The sequence below is a fragment of the Streptomyces sp. NPDC057287 genome, assembly GCF_042667905.1.
Classification (GTDB): domain Bacteria; phylum Actinomycetota; class Actinomycetes; order Streptomycetales; family Streptomycetaceae; genus Streptomyces.
This window is the reverse complement of sequence record NZ_JBHUYV010000005.1, coordinates 339,633-360,874: the sequence shown is the minus strand read 5'-3', so window position 1 is coordinate 360,874 and position 21,242 is coordinate 339,633. Positions and strand designations below refer to the sequence as shown.

Below are 21,242 nucleotides of genomic sequence, written 5' to 3'. Positions count from 1 at the left end.
ACGTGGACAGAATCGCTGCCGTCGAGCGGGAGCTGCGCAAAGCCGCACCTCATCTGCTCCTCGATGTCGTCACGGCGGCGCTGCGGGAGCAGTACGACGTGGAGAGCGTGGAGTTGCGGCTCGCCGACTACGGCATGACCACCCTCCAGGTGGTCTCCGAGGCGCCACTCGCAGAGCCGGTGCCCGTCCACGACAGCCCGCAGGGGCGGGCGTTCGGCGCCCAGGAGCCCTATGTGGAGCCCCGGACCGCGCCCGGGCCCGTGACCGCGCACCTGCCGGTGAGCGTCCGGGGTGACCGGCTCGGTGTCCTCAGTGTCACGGGGCCGGAGACGGGCTTCTCCCATGCGGGCCTCGCGGAGGTGCAGCAGATCTGCGAAGCGCTGGGCCACGAGATCCTGGTCGCCGAGCGGGACACCGACCTCTACCTCCTCGCCCGCCGCGCCACGCGGCTGACGCTGGCCGCGGAGATGCAGTGGCAGCTGCTGCCGGGTCGCTCCGTGTCCCGCCCCGAATTCTCGCTGGGCGCCCATCTGGAACCCGCGTACGCGATCTTCGGTGACAACTTCGACTGGTCGGTGTCGGCCCGTCACCTCACGCTCACCGTCACCAACGGCATGGGCAAGGGGATGGAGGCGGCCCTTTTGACCAATCTGGTCGTCAACGCCCTCCGCAACGCCCGGCGTGCCGGCCTCGACCTTCCCGGTCAGGCCAGCCTCGCCGACCAGGCGGTCTACGCCCAGCACCGGGGTGCGCTGTACGCGTCGGTCCTGCTGCTGCGCTTCGACCTGGCCACGGGCGAGGTGGAGGCCGTGGACGCGGGGTCCCCCCGCATGTGGCGGCTCAGGGGGCGTGGCGTCGAGTCCATCGACTTCGACGCGCAACTGCCACTGGGCATGTTCGAGGAGACGGAGTACGTCGCGGAGCGCCTGCGCGTCGAACCGGGCGACCGCTTGTTGATCGGCAGTGACGGTGTCTACGAGAGCGCGTCGGCTGCTGGGGAGCACTATGGGGAGCGCGCTCTGGCGCGGTCGCTCTCCGCGCACCGCCTGCTGCCGTCCGAGCAGGTGCCGCTGGCCGTGCTGCGGGATCTGCGGGACTACCGGTCCGCCGTGCCGCTGGACGACGACGCCCTGGTGGTCTGTCTGGACTGGTTCGGCCGGCAGTCCTCCACCGGCGACGTGTCCGCGTGACCTGAGCCGACGTATCGGCCACGGTCGGCCGGCCTCTAGCCGGTCGACCGCAAGGGTCTCGCCCCGCCGCTGTCCTGCCCGGAGGCCGCGGCCGCGTTGCGGAACGCCCTGAGCCCTTCGAGGAGCGAACGCCGTGCCTTGGCCGGCATGGCGTCGATCGTGGACATCAGAACCTTTTCCCTGCGCATACGCAGGTCGACGAGGTACGCCTTGCCGTGGCTGGTCAGCCGGAGCTCCAGCTCCCGCCGGCTCACCGGGCTGGGTGTGCGCTCCACCAGACCAGTGGCCTGCAGGCGGTCGCACAGCCGGCTGACCGAGGGGGAGGCCGAGCCCAGAGCTTCGGCGAGCATGCGCAGGTTGATGCCCTCCTCCCGGTCCAGGGTGTAAAGGACCCGGAGCTGGGAAGGAGAGACCGGGCCCGTGGGGACGGCCTCGCGGCCCTGCTCCCAGAGGACTTCGAGGAGTTCGACGAACTCGGAACCCTCGCGGGCCGCGTCCCTGGACCGGTGGTCGGGTTCGGGGCTCAGGCCCATATTGATGACACTCCGATCCGGCTTCGTCCTGCTCGTCCGTCTGGCCACCGGACCGAGTGAACGAGCCGGGCATCCGATGCGCTCGTATGGAAAGCCAGGAGAAAGGTTCCGGGACACGCTCGTGGCCCCGAATATCGTACCCCCGTCGGCAAAGGCTTCTGGGACCGCGAGCGGACTCCAGTATGTTTCCGCACGACAATAGTTGCCATGGGGTACGGTTTCGCAGTCGACATTCGATGCGTGATCTTCCAGCGGTCACCGCCACTCCTGCCGGGACGGCGACCGCCCACCGGCCTGGAGCACTGACACCCATGACGCACAGCTCGCCCCTCATTCTCACCGTCCAGCACCCGGCGGACTCGATCGCCGTGCTGAACGTCGCAGGTGAGATCGACGTGGACAGTGCGCCTGTCCTGCGGACCAGAGCCCTGGACCTGATCAGACGAGGAAGACCGCATCTCGTCCTCGATCTGGCGCCGGTGGAATTCTGCGACTCCTCCGGGCTCAACACCATGATCAGCATCCTGCGGTACGCGAAGGACCGCCACGGCTCGCTGTCCTTGGCCGCCGCACCGCCCCACCTCACGAGACTGCTGGACATCACCGGGATCGGCCACCTGATACCCACGCTCCCCACCACGGCCGAGGCGCTGAACCGCATCGTGATGCCCGGTGACACACCCGGGGCCCCGGCAACCCCCTGACCGGCAGGGCGGGCCCTCAGGAGGCAGTGCCGGTACCGCCGCCGAGGGCCCACGCCTCGATGTCGCGGTAGTGGATCGGTCCGCTGCTGCGGCCGGCATTGCTTCCGACCAGGTGGAGACGTTCGGCGGGCCACCGCAGACCGCTGAAACCGGCGAACCCGGCGGCGATCTCCCCGGCCGATGACCGGTCGCCCCGCCGGGCGCGGGCCAGCGTCAGATGGGGGCGCAGAGGCCGGTCCGCGAAGACGACGCCGCACCCCCTCACCACGGAGCGGACGTCGGCGGCGAGGGTGTGCAGTGCGTCGAGGTCGCCGTCGATCCCGCTCCACACCACCCGGTCGTCGAAGACTCCACCCCCACGCATCGCCAGGGGGAGCGGTTGCCGGGCCGCCGCGAGGCCGGCGAGAGGTGAACGGAGGAGCGGTACGGTCGCGGCGGGAAGCTCCCCGAGGAACGCCAGCGTGATGTGCCAGTCCTCGATGCGGTTCCACCGCATCCGGGGGTGCGTGTCATAGGCGGGGCGCAGCACCCGGGCGAGTTCCTCCTTCGCGTCGTCGGGCGGGGCGAGGGCGATGAACACGCGAACGGTCGCGGACTGGTTCTGTTCGTTCACACCGGACTTCGTACCATCCGGGCCGCCGCGCCGGACGCCCAGGTGGGGACTCCCGTGATCGGCTCCGGCCCCGGGACGGGCGTGCGGGCGCACAGGGGCGGGTGAGCGTTCCGCGGACATTCACGATCTCCTCACACGTGGTCCTCGTGCGGGCCGAATCCGCAGGATTGGCTTCCCGGCGTCCATCCCGTGCGACAGACGAGGCCCCCCATGTCCCTGAGGCACACAGCCGCCGCCCTGGCCCTGCTCCCCGCCCTTGCTCTCCCGGCGACCGCGCAGGCGGCCGGAGCTCCCCACGAGCACAGGCCGGGCCCTCGGTCCGTGTTCGATCTGCAGGCCCACCGAGGAGGCCTCGGGCTCACCACGGAGGAGTCCCTCGAGGGCTTCGGCAAGGCGATCCGCCTGGGTGTCAGCACGCTGGAGCTGGACACCCAGATCACCGAGGACCGCCGAGTGGTCGTGAACCACGACCGGCAGATCAGCGCCCAGAAGTGCCGGGACACCGGTCCCCTGACGCCCGGCGACCCGATGTACCCGTACGTCGGCAAATACATCAAGGACCTGACGCTCGCCCAGATCAAGAGCCTGGACTGCGGCTATCAGCAGCTTCCCGGTCACCCGGAGCAGGAGCAGGTCAAGGGCTTCCGCATGGTCGAGCTCAGTGACGTCCTCGGCCTGGTGAGAGGTTACGGGGCCAAGCGCGTCAAGCTGAACATCGAGACGAAGGTGGAGGCGGGAGCGCCCGAGCAGACCGCGCCGCGGGAGCTGTTCGTACGCCGTGTCTTCGAGGAGATCCACCGTTCCGGAATCGAGAGGCAGGTCTCCGTCCAGTCCTTCGACTGGGGGGCCTTGAAGGAGATGCACAGGCTCGCACCGGCGTACCCCCTGGTGGCGCTGACGAACTACGACTTCCTCCAGGTGGGGAAGGACGGAGCATCCCCCTGGCTCGGCGGAATCGACGCCGACGACTACGACGGGGACTTCGTCAGGGCTGCCGCGTCGATCCCCGGCGTGACCGCACTCTCCCCGAACTACGGCTTCCCGCAGAACGGCACGGTCGCGGACCCCGGCTTCCGGTTCTACCCCGACAGGAAGATGATCCGCGACGCCCACCGGCGCGGGCTCAAGGTCATCCCCTGGACCTGTGACGATCCCGCCACCATCGAGGCACTCATGGACATGGGGATCGACGGCATCATCACCGACTACCCCGACCGTGTGCGGGACATCATGGCCACCCGCGGGATGCCTCTCCCCACGTCGTACCCGGCGCCGCGTCACTGACGTCCCGGTGACGGCACACGCCGCGTCGGGCTGCCCGCGGCACGCATCGCGGTGAAGGCCGGGAGGCGTGAGGCGGACCACCGGGCTGTTCCAGGTCAGGTCTCCTCGCCGAAGGCGAGCTCACTCGCGAGGAACGCCGCGCCCACCACCCCCGCGCGGGGGCCCAGCCCGGACATGACGATCGGCAGATTTCCGGTGGCGAGCGGGAGCGAGCGCTTGTACACGACGCTCCGGATCTCGGCGAGCAGCGGATAGCCGAGGCCCGTCAGACCGCCGCCGATCACGATCATCGACGGGTTCATGAAGCTGACGAGGGTGGCGAGGACCTGCCCGACCCGGTGACCGCCGGTCCGGACGAGGGTGACACTCGTGTTGTCGCCGCCGGACGCGCACTCCGCGACGTCCAGCGCGGTCAGCGTCCCCTGCGCGGCGAGCCTCTCGGCGAGAGCGGGGGACCGGCCGGACCTCGCGGCCTCGGTGGCGTCCCTGGCCAGGGCCACCCCGCCGAAGTAGGCCTCCAGGCAGCCGGTGTTCCCGCAGGAGCAGACGGGCCCGTCCGCCTCGGCCTCCACCTGGACGTGCCCGATGTCCCCGGCGCACCCCTCCGCACCCCGGTAGATGCGGCCGTGGTGCTGCATACCGGATCCGATGCCGCTGCCGATCTTCACGAAGAGCAGATGATCGACGGTCTTCGCGACCCCGCTGTGCCGCTCCCCGAGGGACATCACATTGACGTCGTTGTCCACGACGACGGGGCAGCCGTGCGCGCTCGCGAGGGTGTCGCGTACCGGAAAGCGGTTCCAGCCCGCCATGATCGGCGGCGATACGGGGACACCCTCCCGGAAGCTGACGGGACCGGGCAGACCTATACCGATCGCGTCGAGCCGCGTGTAGTGCCCCGCGTCCGCCATCGCACGCAGAAGCTCGCTGATCCGGCCGAGTACGGCGACCGGACCCGACCGGATGTCGGCGGGCTCCGAGCAGGAGGCCACCGGAGCGAGGGCCCCGTCGGTGATCTCGATGTCGATCGAGCTGGCCCCCAGATCCACGGCGGCGAACCGGAGGCCGGGGTCGAGGCGGACGAGGGTGGAGCGCCGACCGCCGCGCGACGCGGCGGGGCCCGCCTCGCTGACCCGCCGTGCGGCGACCAGGCGGTCGAGCTCGCCGAGCAGCCGCGGGCGCGGAACGTCCAGCCGGTCCGCGAGCTGGGCGCGGGACAGCGGGCCGTTTTCACGCAGCAGACTCAACACGCGGTACTGGAGGTTCACGGGCTCACTTCCTCTGGGCGCCCCGGACGGCTCTCGAGAGAAGTCCCAAGACGGAACGCGGGGTGGGGGAGCAGTACGGCGCCGGGTGTCGTGCGCCCAGGACCTGTGCCCCGCCGAGTGGCAGGACGCCGTTTGTAGCGGCTTCCGGCAACTTTTTCACAGCGCGTGGAAAGTTGTCGCCTCGTTGACGGAACGAGGGCCGGCGAGGGTGACACGGCGGAGCGGGGCCCCGCACCCGGGTCGGGTCCGGGCACAGAAGTGCCCCGCCGGTGGGAGCGGGGCACCTCTGACCGTCCGGCGTCAGCCGGTGGCTCCCCCCTTCAACTCCCGTGCGTCCCGGGCCAGTGCGGCGCCGGCCGCGCTGTCCGGTACCAGGGAGGTGTCTGTGGCGTAGCCGGCGAACGACTCCAGCACCGCCGCGGCCTGTCCGGCACGGCCGGCGTCGGCGTGCGCCTCGGCCTGGCCGAGTCGTACGGTCAGCCGCTGCCGGCCCTGCGCCGTCATCAGGCCGTCGGACCCGAGCCGGTTGATCAGCGCACGGAGGTCCGTGTAGGAGGTGCGGGTGGTGAAGGCCACCGTCTTCGTGGTGGTGTTGCCCGCCCGGTCCCGGGCCCTCACCGTGAGGTCGTGGTTCCCCAGCGGCAGCCGCCAGAGCTCGAGCGCCTGACCGGAGGTGACGGCCCTGCCGTCCAGGGTGGCCGTCGCGGTGGCCCCGCCCGAGACCGTGTCCGCCGCGGAGAAGACAGGCGTCGGACGCTCGGAGTCCCCGTAGACGCCGGCGGCGTCGAGGCCGGTCGCCGTCACCGCGGGACCTGTGCGGTCTATCCGTACGGTGAGTGAGCCCACCTGCGAGACGTTGCCGCCGTTGTCGGTGGCCCGGTACCGGACCGTGGTGGCTCCCTCCGCGGACAGGGTGACGGCCGCGTTGGCCGACAGCCAGGTCGCCCCGTTGTCGACGGAGTACTGGCGGGTGGCCACCGTCCCGTTGTCGGTCGCCGAGACCGCGAGCGACACGTTGCCGGTGTACCAGCCCTCGTCACCACTGGGCCGGGGCGGGTTGAGGGTGGCGGTGACCTTGGGCGCGGTCCTGTCCGCGACACCCGAGCCCTGGAAGGTCAGTGCGTCCAGCTCGACACCACCGGAGCTCGTGACGAAGAGTTGACCCGTCCCCGACGGGGCGTTCGGCAGAGCGGTGGTGACCGTCTGCCAGCCCTCTCCGGCCGGAACCGGCACGGTGGCGAACGGCTCCGCGCCGGCGGATCCCCAGCGCAGCGCCAGCGTGCCGGCGCCACTGGCACGGGTCTTGACCCCGTCGATCCCGGCGAACGACACCGGGTCGTACGCGATCCAGTCACCCGCGTCGAAGGAGGTCAGCTTGCGCTGCCCGGACGCCGTGGTGTCGTCCGTGATCGTGACGCCTTCCGCGGAGTCGTGGTGCTCGCCCTGCATCAGTGCAGGGTTGAGCACCACTTGGGCGTCACCGGTCGCCGGAGGCACACCGCCCGCACCCTTGTCGGTGTAGGTGATCCCGAGGACGCCGAAGACGTTCTCGGTGTCACCGTGCCCCGCGTCGGCCGGGGTCACGACGGCGCCCGAGCAGCCGGTGCCGCTGTTGACCGGGTGCCCGTGCTGGTTGTGCCCGAGACCGAAGGTCCAGGCCACCTTGGTGCAGTCCGGAGTGGTGCCGTCCTCGGGGTCCTCGACGGCTGTGCCGTAGGGCACGGCGTCGCCCCAGTTGAAGAATCCGCCGTCGGGCGGCGAGGTGATCCGCACCGTCGGCGCCGTGTTGCCCACGGTGATCTGACGGCTCGACAGTCCGGTCTTGCCCTGTGGGTCGGTCACCTTGAGCCGGGCCTGGAACTGCCCGTTCTCCGGGTACGTACGCGTGACCGAGGGGCCGTCGGCGTCGAAGGTGCCGTCACCGTCGAGGTCCCACCGGTAGGTGAGCGCGCCGTTCTCCGGGTCGCTGGAGCCGGTGGCGCTGAAGGAGACCTCCAGCGGTGCCCGGCCGGACGTCCTGTCGGCCTCGATCACCGCGGTCGGCGCCTTGTTCCCTTCGGCGTAGTCGATCCGGTAGAGCCCCGCGTCGGGGTTCTGGCGGAAGAAGCCGTCGCCGTAGTCGAGGACGTAGAGCGCGCCGTCCGGACCGAACTCCAGGTCCATCGGGTTGTCCCACGGCGGGATGCCGTTCTGTGAACGCTCGCTGTTGGGCAGCACGTTCTCCAGCTTGCTCACGGGGCCGTCCGGCCCGTCGAGCGTGAGCGCCGCGACGTAGTCCTGGGAGAACTCCGCGAAGAACGCCTTGCCGTCCCAGTACTCCGGGAACTTGCCCGGCGCCGGGTTGTCCGCGTCGTAGTGGTAGACCGGACCGCCCATCGGGGCCTGGCCGCCGGGGCCACCGGGGCCGCGGAAGGCGGTCAGCTCGGGCCAGGGCTGGTCGGTGTCCCGGTCGCCGTACCAGAGGGTGGCCGGGGTGGCTGCGGGCAGCTCGGCCAGGCCGGTGTTCCAGCGGGAGTCGTTCACCGGTGCCGCACAGTCGAAGGCGGGGCCGGGAGTGAGGGAGGCGAAGTCGAAGTCACGGTAGGGCTTGCTGTTGTCACCGGTGCAGAACGGCCAGCCGCTGTTCATGGGCTTGGTCGTGCTCTGCCACTCGACGTACCCCATCGGCCCGCGGTTCGGGTCGGCCGTACCGGCGTCGGGGCCGTAGTCGCCCCACATCACGGCGTTCGTCTCCGGGTCCACCGCGAGGCGGAACGGATTGCGCAGGCCCATCACGAAGATCTCGGGCCGGGTCTTCGCCGTGCCCGGCTCGAAGAGGTTCCCCTCCGGGACGGCGTAACTGCCGTCCTCCTGGACGTCGATCCGCAGGATCTTCCCGCGCAGGTCGTTGGTGTTGCCGGCGCCGCGGCGCTCGTCCAGCCCCGGGTTGTAGCCGGCCGCGTCGTTGATGGGGGTGTAGCCACTGACGTTCGGGCCCGACGCCGGGGTGTTCCCGCCGGTGGCGAGGTAGAGGTTGCCGTCGCCGTCGAAGTCGACGTCGCCCGCGACATGACAGCACTGGCCGCGGTTGGTGTCGACCCGGATGATCTCCTGCGCGGTGGAGAGGTCCAGCCTGTCGCCCGTCCACTTGAAGCGGGTCAGGGTGTCGTAACCCTCCCACTGCTTCCAGTACGCGTCCGTCTGCCCGGCCGGCAGCTGCTGCGGTGCGGAGCCGGCCGGGGTGTCCAGCGGCGGTGAGTAGTAGAGGTAGACCCATTTGTTGGTGGCGAAGCCGGGGTCCAGCGTGACGGTCTGCAGTCCCATCTCGGAGTTCTGGTACACGTCGACGTGGTTGACGACCTTTGTCACACCGGTGCCTGGGTCGGTCAGCCGCACGTCGCCGTTGCGGGCCGTGTGCAGCACGCGGCTGTCGGGCAGTACGGCGAGGTCGATCGGCTCGCCGGTGTCCTTGGTGAGGGTGGCCTTCTCGTAGTTCGACCAGTCCAGAGCGTGTTCGTGGCCCGGGTGCGCCTGGGCGGCGGGCGCGACGGCCACACTGCCCAGCGCGGGCAGTGCCACGAGCAGGGCACCTGTGATCAAGCGTCTCAGGGTGCGTTGCACGGTGATGCGTCTCCTCGGTCGCTGGCGGTAAGGAGCGGACGGGTGAGGCGCCCTCGCGCCGCGAGGGCGCCTCGCGTTCCTCGGCGGGAGAGGCCCCCTCAGCCGAGGAGTCCCTTGAGCGCCGTGTAGCTGCGCTCCGCCGCGGCGAGCGAACCCGGCGGATTGGGCACGGTGTTGGGCGCGGTGTCCTGCTCCCAGATGCCGATGTGCGAGGCGCGTGGCCCGATGTCGCGGACGAACCTCTCGTACGGGAGGTCCCCGGCACCGAACTCGACGATGTCGAAGCCGTTGGCGTTGGCCGCGTTGGCGTCGCCGTCCTTCATGTGGAACAGCGGGTAGCGGTAGGGCTGGTTGCGCACGTAGGCGGCCGGGTCGAATCCGGGCCAGCGGTACTGGCCCACGTAGGCCCAGTAGATGTCCAGCTCGAGATAGACGTGGCGCGGGTCGGTGTTCTTGAGGAACACGTCGTACAGCCGGACCGTCGGCTGGTCGGTGGCGAACGCGAACTCGCCCGCGTGGTTGTGCTGGTACAGCTTCAGACCACGCGCGGTGGCCGCCGCGCCCCATAGGTTGAACTCGTCGGCGGCGGCGCGGTAGCCGGCGACGGTGTTGAGGTTCGACGGTGCGTTGGCGGTGCCCACGTGCGGCATGCCGAGGATCTGGGCGGCATCCAGCTCGGCCTGGAGATTGCTGCGCAGGTTGCCGATTCCCACATGGCTGCCGACCGCGCGCAGCCCGTGGTCGTCGAGCAGCGTACGGATCTCGGGGAGGGTGATCTGCCGGCCCAGGATGGAGGTGGACTGGGTGTACCCGGCGAACTCGATCTCCTTGTAGCCGATCCGGGCCAGCTCGGCGAGGACTACGGCGAAGCCGAGTGCGCTGACCTTGTCGCGGATGCTGTAGAGCTGGATGCCGATGCGGTCCTTGGGGATGGCCAGACTGCCCGTCGCGGCTGCGGCGGAGGTGGCGCCCGCCCCGGTGACGGCGGCTGCTGCGAGGGCCACGGTGGTGCCGGCGGTGGCGCGCAGGAAGTCCCTGCGGTCGAAGGACTTGTTCGTATGACTCACGGTCGCTCCTGAGGAGTGAGGAGAAGGGCGAGGACCGGGACGTGTGACGAGGCTCCCGTCCGGCGGTGGGCGCGACGGCGGAGGGCTCTCGGCGGCGGTGCGGCGCGGTGATCCACCGAGGTACGGCGGCGGTCGGCCGTCGTGACCCGTCGGTGTCGCGGCGTGTGCGGGAATCGTTGCCGCCCGGCCCCGGCCGGGGTCAGAGGGACTTGCCCGCCTCGTGGGCGTCGGCGCGCGCGGCGGCCGTGCGTTCGGCGGCCTTCTCCGCGAGGCCGGCACCGCGGTCCTGCGGCGCGGCCCTCCCGGCCGAGCGGGCGGACGACGCTCCGGCGACGGCGGTCTCTCCGGTGACGGCGCCACGGATCCGCGTCAGCTCACCCACGACCAGCACGGGGTCGTTGCCGGTGGCGGTGAGTCCGCCGCGCACGATCGCGTTGTCGAGCACGGCGGCCGCGGTGTTGTCCGTGAACGACAGGTCGCCGCCGAAGTACGAGGCACCCGCGCAGGACCCGAGCGCGCCCTCGCCACCGATCTGGAGGGTGTCCGCGTTGCCCGCCCAGGTGGCGGCGCCGTACACCTCGCCGGCGCAGAACACGCCGCCGAGAACGTTGCCGTCGACGGTGAGCGCGCCCTTGACCGTGCTGTCGTACACGTCGCTGTACTGGTTGCCCTCACCCGTCAGCGAGCCGCTCAGCGTGCTGCCGGAGACGTACAGCTCACCGGCCTCGGTCCTGACGTTGCCGCCGAGCGTCGAGTCGACCGCATAGACGAATCCCGCCGTGGCGTCGACCGCCTTGACGGTGCTCTTCTCGAGGTGGGTGCCGAAGGCGGATTCGGTGGTCAACGCGCCCTTGACTGTGGTGCCGGTGAGGTCGAGGTAGGCGTTCTCCTCGACGTTGACCGCGCCGTTGAAGGTGGCGCCCGCCGCCACGAGATCGGCTCCGGCCTCGACGGTGACCGTGCCCTTGACCTTCGTGCCGGTGAGGGTGCAGGACTTCCCGGCGGGTACGACGAGGTCGTTGCTGACGGTCACGGCCCCGCCGTCACCGACACAGGTGGTGTAGAGAGCGGCCTGGGCCGAGCCTGAGAATGCCACCAGAGTTCCGGATGCCACCAGGGACGCCGTGGCGATGAACGTACGGATCTTCATGTCGCTTCCCTTCCGCTGCGGTACGGCGGAGTCGGTGACCCGGCCGTTTTCCCCGTGTTCCGACGGGGGTGCTGCACGGTGCGTGAGCGACGACCGCTGTGACGGCGATCGCGCAGCGCCTCGGAACGGGCGGACGGCCCGGCCATGGGGGGAGAGACGTGGAAAGACTCGTGGGGTGAGGGGCGTCCGGGTGAACGCCGATCGGCGGCGGTGTCATCGTGACGAATCGCGTGTGCTGATGGGCCGAGACGTTAGAACGACGCGTCAGCACTGTCCAGAGGTTCGGTACGAATCCATGGAACTTCCGTCTGATTCAATAAAAGGTGAGAGGGAAGCGTGAAAAAGTCGACGGATGCCCCCGGGTCGGCAGCGGGAGGGCGCAAGAGTGCTGCTGCGCCCGGGTGTTCGCAGTCGCGACCGGACTCGGGCCGCTTCCTGGCTTCCGGGCAAATCCGGCGCACCTCGCCGGGGTTTGTGCCGGGCGGTCGAGTGACCGGTGGTTTCCTCGGCGCCGGCTGTTCGTTGTGCGACCGGAGGAAGGAGGCCCACCATGCCTGAATCGTCACCTGAGCGGCCCACGACCGAACTCGACGCCCGCTACAGCTCCGCGCTCAATCCCCGTCCGGGGGCCGGAGACGTCACCGCCACCGAATGGGCCGAGGCCCAGCGGCACCTGGAGGAGGCCGAGATCTTCTGGGCGTCCACGGTGCGGCCCGACGGCCGGCTGCACGTCACACCCCTGATCGCGGCCTGGTACGGCGGAGTGCTGTACTTCTCCACCGGCGCTGGGGAGCAGAAGGCGAAGAACCTTGCCCATGACGGGCACTGCGCACTGACCACAGGCAGGAATTCGCTCGGCGAAGGGCTCGATCTCGTGGTCGAGGGCACGGCGGTGCCTGTTGACGACCCGTCGGCCCTGGAGGAGGTGATCGCGGCGTACGAGGCGAAGTACGGGTCTCACATCACGTCGACCGAGGGGACCTTCCACGGCATCGGAGACGCCATTCGCATCCGCAAGGCGCTGGTCTTCGCCCTGACTCCGGCCACGGCGTACGGCTTCGGCAGACACGACGGGGTCTACAGCCATACACGGTGGTCGTTCTGAGCGGCGGAGGCGGATCCGCGCCGAGGCTCCGAGCGGCGGGGCAACGCACCTCGGCGCGCCCCGCCCACCGCGTCCGACGACTCGGGAGGGGCGCACGGCACAGGACCGCAGACGTGAGCTCAGCCGTGTGAGGTGTCCGCCATGACGACCGCTTCATGGCCTTCGCGGCGAATCCGCTCGGTCCCCCAGAGACCGAGCGGGCCGAGCGCCTGGTTGAGCGTACGTCCGTGCTCGGTCAGGGAGTACTCCACCCGCGGTGGCACCTCGGCGTAGACCTCCCGGTGCACCAGACCGTCAGCCTCCATCTCACGCAGGTGCTGCGTCAGCATCTTCTCGCTCACTCCCGGCAGGCCGCGACGGAGTTCGCCGAAGCGACGTACGAGGTGGGCGTCGAGCTCCCAGAGGATCAGCCCCTTCCACTTGCCGCTCACCACATCGAGCGCAGCGTCGATGCCGCAGATGTACGGCCCGCACCTCGGCTCCTTGGCCATCAAAGGCCCCCTTACTAAAAGGTAAGTACCGCAGTAAATAGTGGGTACTTCCGAGATTAGCCGCGCCCTTCGACCATGGAGGGGTGAACGAACAACGGAAACCCACCAGCGGACGAACCAGCCCTGTCACCGTGATCGGTCTCGGCCCGATGGGGCAGGCGATGGCACGCACTCTCCTCACCGCCGGCCACCCGGTCACGGTCTGGAACCGCACAGCCGGACGGGCCGACGGCCTCGTCACCGACGGAGCCACGCTCGCGGCGACACCCGGTGAGGCGGTGGAAGCGAGCGATCTCGTCATCCTCAGCCTCACCGACTACCAGGCCATGTACGACATCCTCGGCAGCGCCACCGCATCGCTCGCGGGCCGGACGCTGGTCAATCTGAGCTCCGACACTCCCGACCGCACCCGCGAGGCAGCGGCATGGGCGGAGGATCACCACGCCGATTTCCTCACCGGAGGTGTCATGGTCCCCGCGCCGATGGTCGGCACGGATGCGGCATCCGTCTACTACAGCGGCCGCCACGGGGTGATGGAGAGACACCGGTCGGCCTTGGCGCTGCTCGGTACGCCGAAGCACCTTGGCGAGGACCCGGGCCTCGCGCAGATGATGTACCAGGCTCAACTCGCGGTCTTCCTCACCACCCTGTCCGGGATGATGCAGGCCACAGCGATGCTCGGCACCGCAGGTATGCCGGCCCGCGAAGCGCTGCCGGAGCTGCTCTCCTCGGCCGATTCCATCGGCGACATCATGAGGGCGGGTGAAGAGAGCCCCGGAGCCGCGCTCGATGCCGGCGAGCACCCCGGCGACCTCAGCACCGTCACCATGATGGGTGCGACGGCCGACCACGTCGTCGACACCAGCGCGTCCCTCGGACTCGATCTCGCGCTTCCCCTGGCGGTACAGGCCCACTATCGGCGCGCGGTCAAGGACGGACACGGCAGCGACAACTGGACGCGCATCATCGACAGCATCCGCGCCCCTGGCTGACCGGACGGGGAAGGGCGGGTGGGTGCTGCTGCCAACCCCCAACCGTGGTGGCCCTGGTGGGGCCACCCGCCTGCCGCCTCGTGCGGCGCGCCGTCATCGCGGAGGGTTGAGCTTGCGGAAGTAGGTCCAACTGGTCTCGTTCGGCTCGCTCCACTTCTCCGGAGCGCGGGCGAACTCCGGGTGCTGGTCGGCGATATGGGCACGAGTGCGCTCCGGGACCTCGGCGTACGAGCCGAGTTTGCGGCCCCGGCAGTGGAAGGTCAGGCCGCCGGGCCGCTGTCCGCGGGCCATCCACGGCAGCCACGGGGACATGCGGGTCCACGACATGGTCGCAGGAACGCTGGGAGCCGGGCCTGCGAGGTCGTCGCGATCGGCGAAGAACTGGAAGAGCTCCAGGGCCTTGTACGTGTCGCCGGCCGAGTGGACGGGGTACTGGGCCACCGGCAGCGGGGAGGGGTAGGAAAGGGGGATCTCCATGCTGAAGCAGACCTGTCCGCCGAGCTCGGTCGTCGGAACAGGGAAGGGGCGCCACTTCTGGTTCGCCGGGTCGTTCCAGACATGCACCACCGGCAGGTCCTGCCAGGTACGCAGGATGTCGCGGGTGGTGGGGTCCAGGTAGAAGGCGGCCTCGCGGGTCAGCAGTCGGTAGGCGTCCGGGCCGGCCTCGGCGTCCTGGACGAGACGGGCGACGTTGAGACCTTCGAAGCCGAAGACGCGCCGGTACGGCTCGTCGGGCGCCCAGGAGTACACGTCTCCGGACCACCAGTACGTGACGTCCTCGCCGTCGAGCGAGGCGCGGGTGCGGGCGAAGGAGCGGAGCAGCTCTGCGGGTGTCGTCATGCGGACCACTGTGCGTGGTCTCCGCGCCCGCAGGGCGGAAACGGCCCCGCCTCCACCGGTTCTTCCACGTCCCTCCCTCCTGGACGAACAGATCGCCGGGCCACCGGGTGTCCTGCCACCGCGTTCGGGCGGACCGCCGGCGCGCCTGCGCCTATCGTGGTCCGCGAAGCCCGGGTCTCGTCGGGACCGTGTCCCAGGTCGCACACCGTGTGCCACGCGGTGGTCCGACGCCCGGTGACCATCGTCGTAGCCGCCCACCTGGAGTCGTACATGACCACAGCCCAGGACTTGTCGATCATCGCCGCCGCTCCGGACACCGACCCCGCCCTGGAGCTGGGAGATCTGTCGCTGGCGTTGGCAGGAGCCGAACTCATCGACCTCATCGATGCCCGGGCCGTCACCCTCGACGGCGACCGGCTCGTGCCCGGGGCGACGCCGCGCACGGAGAGCGTCCTGCTGCTCGAGGCAGCCGGGACCTTCACCGGGCGTCCGCCTCACGACACGGTGGAGGACTGGCTCTGGCGCCGCGGTCCCGAGCTGGCGGAGCGCTACCGAGCCGACCCCGAAGCAGCGGGACCCGGAGCGCCGGCGCGGTCCCGGCGCCCCTTCCGCAAGGCTCGCCCCGTAGAGGTCGACACCGCCGTGCTCAGCAGGGCGAACGACCGCTGGACGGCCCGCGAACCGGTTCTCGCCGCCCTTGCGGCTGCGGCCGGGATCGGGGAGGTGTCGGACGACACGCTGGCCGGTCTGGAGGACGACCAGGGCGCCGTGCTGACCGCCGTCCACCACGCCATCACACAACTGGCCGCCGAACGTCAGCGCAGATCGATCGAAGGAGCGGCCTTCGACAACATCTGGCGCGGCTACTGACACCGACCGGCCGGCAGGCCCGTCGCCTCGACGCAGACAGGACAGGACTGCCGCTGTTGCCGGGCCGCGTCGCCAGTGGTGCCATGGAGGGGGTCCACGAAGTACCGCACGGGCATGTGGGCGCCGGACGAAGAGCACTGCGCCCCTCCGGCCGGGCAGGCCGGAGGTTGCGACCGGGGCGCCGAGGCGCGCCCCCGGGCCGTGCGGATGTGGTCGTCCGCCACGGTTGCAGCTCTCCTCTCTGATCACGGAGGCACCCATGGGCACCTATCGAGCCGCGCAGGTCGCCACCGCGAACGGGCGCTTCGAGATCGTCGAGCGCCAGGTGCCCGAACCGGGCCCCGGCCACGTACGTCTGGCGGTCGAGGCCTGCGGAATCTGTCACAGCGACGATGCCTTCGTCAGCGGCGGCATGCCCGGTGTGCGGTTTCCTCTGGTTCCGGGGCACGAGGTGGCCGGGCGTATCGAAGAATTGGGCGAAGGGGCTTCGGGGGCCGGCTGGGCAGAGGGGGACCGTGTGACAGTCGGCTGGTTCGGAGGCAGCTGCCGGCACTGCACCGCCTGCAGGCAGGGCGACTTCATCGTCTGCGAGAACCTCAAGGTTCCCGGCTGGGCGTACGACGGGGGATTCGCCGAGATCATGATCGCGCCGGTGGACGCGCTTGCGCGGATCCCCGAGGTCCTCTCGGCGGCGGATGCGGGCCCCCTGGCCTGCGCGGGAGTCACGACCTACAACGGGCTGCGGCGCAGTTCGGCAGAGCCGGGAGACCGGGTGGCCGTGTTGGGCCTCGGTGGCCTGGGGCACCTCGGAGTGCAGTTCGCGGTGGCCATGGGATTCGAGACGGTGGCCATCGCGCGAGGGCCGGAGAAGGCCGGCCTGGCCGAAGGATTCGGGGCGCACCACTACATCGACAGCACGGGGCCGACTCCGGTCGCGGACGCGCTGCGGTCCCTGGGAGGCGCCAAGGTAGTACTGGCCACCGCCGGTCATTCCGAGGCCATCACGGCGACTGTCGACGGGCTGACCCATCGCGGCGAGCTCGTGGTCATCGGAGTCTCCCCCGACCCTCTGGGGATCAGCCCGCTCCAGCTCATCCTCCCCGGCAGGACGGTGCGAGGGCATCCGTCCGGTACGGCACAGGACGTCCAGGACACCATGGACTTCAGCGCCCTCCACGACATCCGCCCCACTGTCGAGGCTGCGCCCCTGAGCGGCGCCGACGAGGCGTACCGCAGGATGCTGGCCGGCGCCGCCCGCTTCCGTATGGTCCTCACCAACGGTTGACGCCAACTCCGGCCCACGCCCGCTGCGCAGCCAGTCCTTGTCATGTCACATCCACCATAGGGACACATGGGAACATGTACGTGTAGCGTTCATGTATCTGACGGGGGGTCGTCATGAAACCCGTGGATGTTTTCGGCCATGGACATCCCCCGTTTCGGAATCCCCGAGAAACTCGCCGACCGCATGAGCATGGCCGAGCAGCACGCGTTTCTGCGCGCCCGGCTGACCCGGCGCGGTGTGCTCCGCACGAGTGCGGCGACCGCGGCGGTGGCGGGCACAGGCATGGCCTCGGGACTGGCCTCCCCGCCCGCACACGCCGCCATCCCGGACGTGATCACGTCGCGCAGCAGCTCGACGCAGGTGGACGGCTCGCTGGTCGCCCCCTTCGGCCGGCACCTCGCCTATGGAGCCGACGCGAAGACGCAGATGACGGTCTCCTGGCAGGTCCCGTTCGCGGTGAAGCGGCCCTACCTCCGGATCGGGTCCGAGCCGTGGGCGCTCAGCGGCAGGATCGACGCCGAGATACGGCACCTGACGACGCCTCTGCTCAACAGCGGCAGGATCGCGGCCGCCGAGCAGTTCTACGTGCACGCTGCCCTGGAACGGCTGAAGCCCGGCACGACGTACTACTACGGTGTGGGCCACGACGGCTTCGACCCCGCCGACACCCGCAACCTCGGCACGCTCGGCACCTTCACCACCGCGCCCGAGCGCCCTCGGTCCTTCACGTTCACGGCCTTCGGTGACCAGGGCGTCAGTTATCACGCGCTCGGCAACGACCAGCTGATCCTGGGTCAGAACCCGGCTTTTCACCTGCACGCGGGCGACATCTGCTACGCCGATCCGTCCGGGTCCGGGCAGACCACCGATTCCTATGACGCCCGCACCTGGGACCAGTTCCTGGCCCAGACGGAGACAGTGGCCAAGACGGTGCCGTAAATGGTGACCACCGGCAACCACGACATGGAGGCCTGGTACTCACCCGACGGCTACGGCGGCCAGAACGCCCGCTGGACGCTGCCGGACAACGGTCCGGACCCTGTAGGCCAGCCGGGTGCCTACTCCTTCACGCACGGCAACGTGGCTGTTGTCGCGCTCGACGCCAACGACGTCTCGTACGAGATCCCGGCCAACTTCGGTATCAGCGGGGGCAAGCAGACGCGCTGGCTGGACCGGCGCCTGGGAGAGCTGCGGGCCCGCCAGGACATCGACTTCGTCGTGGTGTTCTTCCACCACTGTGCGTTCTCCACGACGAACGCGCACGCCTCGGACGGCGGGGTGCGCGACGCCTGGGTGCCTCTCTTCGAGAAGCACCAGGTGGACCTGGTCGTCAACGGCCACAACCACGTCTACGAGCGCACCGACGCGATCCTGAGGAACGCGGTCGGGCGCAGGGTCCCGATCGGCGAGCGCACCGACCCGACGCGGGACGGCATCGTGTACGTCACGGCAGGTGGCGCGGGCAAGGCACTGTACGACTTCCCGGCACCGGACAGCTATGAGGGTCACGTCGAGGACCTGGAGAGCGTGAACACGTATCACGTGGTCAAGGGCGGCGGGAAGGCGACCGGGACCGTGGAGTGGTCCCGGGTGCGCTACACCGGCTTCTCGTTCCTCGCGGTGGAGGTGGAGGCCGGCCGGCACCCCAGGATGAGGGTCACGGCGCTCGCCGAGTCGGGGGATCGCATCGACCACTTCGAGGTCGGCCGAGGCTGAGAACCGGCGTCGAGCGGGTGACGGAGCACTGGGCGACCGGTCGGCCGAGGGTGCGGCAGGCCTGCTCCGGGGCGGGGTTCAGGCATCCGGGCCTTTCACCTGGGCAAGGGCGACGATGATGCGGTCGGCCATGCCTTCGGGCCAGGGGAACGAGGGGCTCACAGCGCGCTGATGTGCGAGTCCGTGCAGACCCAGCCACAGTGCGACCGCGTCACCGGGCGGGTCGGTGCTGGCGGACTGCCCGGCGGCGGCACAGTCGGCGAGCGCGTCGATGAGGATCTGCATGGTTTCGTCGCCGAGCGCGGCCATGTCCGCCTCGGTCAGCGAACTGTCCTCCAGGTCAGGCACCCAGAGGCCGCCGAACATCGTGCGGTAGCGCTCGGGATGCAGCCGGGCGAAGTCCAGATAGCCATGGCAGACGGCGTAGAGCCGTTGCCGGGGGTCGTCCCCGGCCTTCTCCACCGAGGAGCGCAGGCCGTCCCGCAGCTCGGCGAACTCCCGCTGAACGACGGCGAGCATGATGGCCGGCTGGTCGGGAAAGTGCCGGTAGATCGACGGGGCGGCGATCCCGACCTGGCGGGCGACGGACCGCAGCGTGATGGCGCGTTCGTCGCCGGCTTCGTCGAGGAGTTCCACTGCCGCGGCGATGATGTCGTCGCGCAAGCGGCCGCCCTCACCGCGTCGGTTGCGCGCGCGGGCCGGTTTCGATGCGGTCGAGGCCGCTGCTCCGGTGCTTTCCATGGTGTCACCTTACGCCGTGAAGTTTACTGCCGTATCTGTCGCACGTGGGGGCTCGACGACCCTCGCCCCGACTGTCTGACCGCCATCGGTCCGGCACTCGGGGATTCCGCCGTCCGCGCGCGGGGGTGCGGTGAGCCGATCTCATCGCCCTCCTCCAGCTGCCGGGCGGCCCTGACGTGTTCAGGGCCGGTGTTCGGTGCCATGAGGAGCGACCGGCCGGGGGCACGGTGCGCCGGGGCCTTCCGCGGTGGCCTTGAGCTCGCGCAGCCACTGTTCGAGTCCTGCACCGAGGATCGCCGTCGCGGTGGGAACGTCCGCTTCGACCTGGGCACCGGTCCAGGTTTCCTCGGTCTGTACGCGCACACCGCCCTTGACCTCGGTGAAGGTCCAGACATGGACGCCCTCGTCTATGCGCAGCCCGTCACCTACCGCCGGCCCGCTCCATCGGATGCAGGAGTCGCGGTCGAGCCGGTGGACGGTGGAAGTGATCTCCAGGGTGGTGTCAGGCGTCGTGGGAGTGGCGGGCGCCGGGGTCGTCCACCGGAACTGCGAGCCCTTTCGGAGAGGGCCGGGGTCGAGTCGCTTCATGGAGAGGACCGCTGCCTGCCACGAGGGCCATCGCTCGACGTCGGCCTGCAGGTCGAAGACGGTGCTCAGCGGTGCCTTGATCACCGTGTCGGACCGGTAGCGCACATCGGCGGTGGGGTCGACGCCCTTTCCCTGGCACTGGAGCCCACCGGAGTGAGGGGCGGGCCCCGAAGGTGCGGGGGCGGCCTGGGCGGGGCCGGCGCCGGCGCTGATGCCGAGGGTGACTGCGACGAGCAACGCGGTGACGGCAGTTGTGCGTACGCGCCTCCGATGCTGACGCGAGGGCCGCTGACGGAGAAGGAGTGGAGCGAAGTCGCTGGACATGGTGTGCCTCTCGCGCTGGTGGTGAAAGGGGTCGGATGCTGAGGGCGGGGTCTCGGCCCGGTGCGGCGCCGGAGCGTGCCGGGGGATCAGCGGGAGGTGAGCCGACGGCGTTCGAGGACGGCTGCTAGGGCATAGGCTCCGCCACCGGCGACGGTGAGGACCCAGTAGAAGCCGGGGGTGCCGAGAAGGAGCGCCCCGGTCGAGGTCAGGGCGAGCCAGGTGCCGAGGCCGTAGTGGAGAAGGTTCCGGCGTTGGACGCCTTCGGCGACGTAGAGCAGGCCGACCATGAGGCCCGAGCCGGTGGGCCAGAGCATGGACTGCAGGGCGGGTGCGTCGAGGCTGTCCGTCAGGCCGGTGACGGCCAGGAACAGGGCGGCGAAGGCAGTGATCCAGGCGGCACCGAGCAGCTTGCCGGAAAGGACGTCGGCGGGGTCGGTGGCAGCACGCTGGGCTCGCAGGGCTGTGACGGTGGCCAGTACGGTCCCCACGGCGAGGCCTGCACCGAGAAGAGCCGTCGAGAGCCGGCCGGGCAGGTCGAGCAGGGGGGTGGCGCCCTGGGAGAGGGCGGCGGTCCCGTGTCCGAGCACGTAGGCGAGGCCGAAGCTGATGTAGGTCGGCCGGTTGTCGATCTGATCTGCGGGGCGTTCGGCGGCCACTGGCTCGGGGGCGAACGGCGCGGCGGGGGCGGTGACAGACATGACGGGACCTCCGGAGTTACGGATCCGGCGTAAGGGCATGGTCGTGAACATGGTGATGCGTCCTGGTGGTTGTGCGCGCGAGGGGAAGGGCGTGCCGTGCAGCGACCCCTGATGTGACGGTGAGCCCGTGAACGGGGGAACGAGGGTGCACGGCCGGGATCGTGGGCCCGTGGCGCTCCGGCG

Annotated in this window: 18 protein-coding genes and 1 pseudogene; 8 read left to right on the top strand and 11 right to left on the bottom strand. The window is 70.2% G+C overall.

Going from position 1 to position 21,242, the window contains the following annotated elements:
• The first annotated feature begins 2 nt into the window (after positions 1-2).
• Complete coding sequence (locus ACFUNE_RS12345; RefSeq protein ID WP_383565518.1) at positions 3-1,190, top strand: PP2C family protein-serine/threonine phosphatase; 1,188 nt, start codon at positions 3-5, stop codon at positions 1,188-1,190.
• A gap of 35 nt (positions 1,191-1,225) precedes the next feature.
• On the opposite strand, the gene ACFUNE_RS12340 is transcribed toward ACFUNE_RS12345, so the two are convergent.
• On the bottom strand, positions 1,226-1,723 hold the full coding sequence (locus tag ACFUNE_RS12340; RefSeq protein ID WP_383565516.1) for a MarR family winged helix-turn-helix transcriptional regulator: 498 nt from the start codon (positions 1,721-1,723) through the stop codon (positions 1,226-1,228).
• Between the two features lie 311 nt (positions 1,724-2,034).
• Here ACFUNE_RS12340 and ACFUNE_RS12335 point away from each other — a divergent pair, with 311 nt between their 5' ends.
• Positions 2,035-2,427, top strand: coding sequence for an STAS domain-containing protein (locus tag ACFUNE_RS12335; protein WP_383565514.1), 393 nt, complete (start codon positions 2,035-2,037; stop codon positions 2,425-2,427).
• A 16-nt stretch (positions 2,428-2,443) separates the two neighbouring features.
• Here the strand turns inward: ACFUNE_RS12335 and thpR are convergent, their stop codons facing one another.
• On the bottom strand, positions 2,444-3,040 hold the full coding sequence (thpR, locus tag ACFUNE_RS12330) for an RNA 2',3'-cyclic phosphodiesterase (RefSeq protein WP_383565512.1): 597 nt from the start codon (positions 3,038-3,040) through the stop codon (positions 2,444-2,446).
• A 210-nt stretch (positions 3,041-3,250) separates the two neighbouring features.
• On the opposite strand from thpR, the gene ACFUNE_RS12325 reads away from it, so the two are divergent.
• Positions 3,251-4,324, top strand: a complete 1,074-nt coding sequence (locus ACFUNE_RS12325) for a glycerophosphodiester phosphodiesterase family protein (RefSeq protein WP_383565510.1) — start codon at positions 3,251-3,253, stop codon at positions 4,322-4,324.
• A 95-nt stretch (positions 4,325-4,419) separates the two neighbouring features.
• Here ACFUNE_RS12325 and ACFUNE_RS12320 read toward each other — a convergent pair whose 3' ends face one another.
• The 4 genes from ACFUNE_RS12320 to ACFUNE_RS12305 all read right to left on the bottom strand — a co-directional run bounded on the left by ACFUNE_RS12320 (position 4,420) and on the right by ACFUNE_RS12305 (position 11,409).
• Positions 4,420-5,592, bottom strand: coding sequence for an ROK family protein (locus ACFUNE_RS12320; protein WP_383565508.1), 1,173 nt, complete (start codon positions 5,590-5,592; stop codon positions 4,420-4,422).
• A 300-nt stretch (positions 5,593-5,892) separates the two neighbouring features.
• Positions 5,893-9,171 (bottom strand): PQQ-dependent sugar dehydrogenase, encoded by a 3,279-nt coding sequence (locus ACFUNE_RS12315; protein ID WP_383565506.1) that lies wholly within the window; start codon positions 9,169-9,171, stop codon positions 5,893-5,895.
• A gap of 119 nt (positions 9,172-9,290) precedes the next feature.
• On the bottom strand, positions 9,291-10,259 hold the full coding sequence (locus ACFUNE_RS12310) for a sugar phosphate isomerase/epimerase family protein (protein WP_383565504.1): 969 nt from the start codon (positions 10,257-10,259) through the stop codon (positions 9,291-9,293).
• A 199-nt stretch (positions 10,260-10,458) separates the two neighbouring features.
• Entirely contained in the window at positions 10,459-11,409 is a 951-nt protein-coding gene (locus tag ACFUNE_RS12305) for a hypothetical protein (RefSeq protein ID WP_383565502.1), read from the bottom strand.
• A 550-nt stretch (positions 11,410-11,959) separates the two neighbouring features.
• Here ACFUNE_RS12305 and ACFUNE_RS12300 point away from each other — a divergent pair.
• Positions 11,960-12,514 (top strand): pyridoxamine 5'-phosphate oxidase family protein, encoded by a 555-nt coding sequence (locus ACFUNE_RS12300; RefSeq protein ID WP_383565499.1) that lies wholly within the window; start codon positions 11,960-11,962, stop codon positions 12,512-12,514.
• A gap of 119 nt (positions 12,515-12,633) precedes the next feature.
• Here ACFUNE_RS12300 and ACFUNE_RS12295 read toward each other — a convergent pair whose 3' ends face one another.
• Entirely contained in the window at positions 12,634-13,005 is a 372-nt protein-coding gene (locus ACFUNE_RS12295) for a winged helix-turn-helix transcriptional regulator (protein WP_383565497.1), read from the bottom strand.
• An 83-nt stretch (positions 13,006-13,088) separates the two neighbouring features.
• Here ACFUNE_RS12295 and ACFUNE_RS12290 point away from each other — a divergent pair, with 83 nt between their 5' ends.
• Positions 13,089-13,997 carry an NAD(P)-dependent oxidoreductase gene (locus ACFUNE_RS12290; protein WP_383565495.1) on the top strand — a complete coding sequence of 303 codons (909 nt, stop codon included), beginning with the start codon at positions 13,089-13,091 and terminating at the stop codon, positions 13,995-13,997.
• A gap of 93 nt (positions 13,998-14,090) precedes the next feature.
• Here ACFUNE_RS12290 and ACFUNE_RS12285 read toward each other — a convergent pair whose 3' ends face one another.
• Positions 14,091-14,837, bottom strand: coding sequence for a DUF1838 family protein (locus ACFUNE_RS12285; RefSeq protein WP_383565493.1), 747 nt, complete (start codon positions 14,835-14,837; stop codon positions 14,091-14,093).
• Between the two features lie 234 nt (positions 14,838-15,071).
• On the opposite strand from ACFUNE_RS12285, the gene ACFUNE_RS12280 reads away from it, so the two are divergent.
• The 3 genes and pseudogenes from ACFUNE_RS12280 (at position 15,072) to ACFUNE_RS12270 (ending at position 18,708) form a co-directional block, all read left to right on the top strand.
• A complete protein-coding gene (locus ACFUNE_RS12280; RefSeq protein WP_383565491.1) occupies positions 15,072-15,707 on the top strand; it encodes a GPP34 family phosphoprotein in 636 nt (211 codons plus the stop codon).
• Between the two features lie 259 nt (positions 15,708-15,966).
• Entirely contained in the window at positions 15,967-16,992 is a 1,026-nt protein-coding gene (locus ACFUNE_RS12275; protein WP_383565489.1) for an alcohol dehydrogenase catalytic domain-containing protein, read from the top strand.
• Positions 16,993-17,130: 138 nt separating this feature from the next.
• A pseudogene (locus ACFUNE_RS12270) lies at positions 17,131-18,708 on the top strand (purple acid phosphatase family protein).
• Positions 18,709-18,786: 78 nt separating this feature from the next.
• Here ACFUNE_RS12270 and ACFUNE_RS12265 read toward each other — a convergent pair.
• The 3 genes from ACFUNE_RS12265 to ACFUNE_RS12255 form a co-directional block, all read right to left on the bottom strand.
• Positions 18,787-19,449, bottom strand: coding sequence for a TetR/AcrR family transcriptional regulator (locus ACFUNE_RS12265; protein ID WP_383565487.1), 663 nt, complete (start codon positions 19,447-19,449; stop codon positions 18,787-18,789).
• 180 nt (positions 19,450-19,629) lie between these two features.
• Positions 19,630-20,274: an SRPBCC family protein gene (locus tag ACFUNE_RS12260; protein ID WP_383565485.1), complete on the bottom strand. Its 645-nt coding sequence runs from the start codon at positions 20,272-20,274 to the stop codon at positions 19,630-19,632.
• 173 nt (positions 20,275-20,447) lie between these two features.
• Positions 20,448-21,059 (bottom strand): ABC transporter permease, encoded by a 612-nt coding sequence (locus ACFUNE_RS12255; protein ID WP_383565483.1) that lies wholly within the window; start codon positions 21,057-21,059, stop codon positions 20,448-20,450.
• Positions 21,060-21,242: the final 183 nt, after the last annotated feature.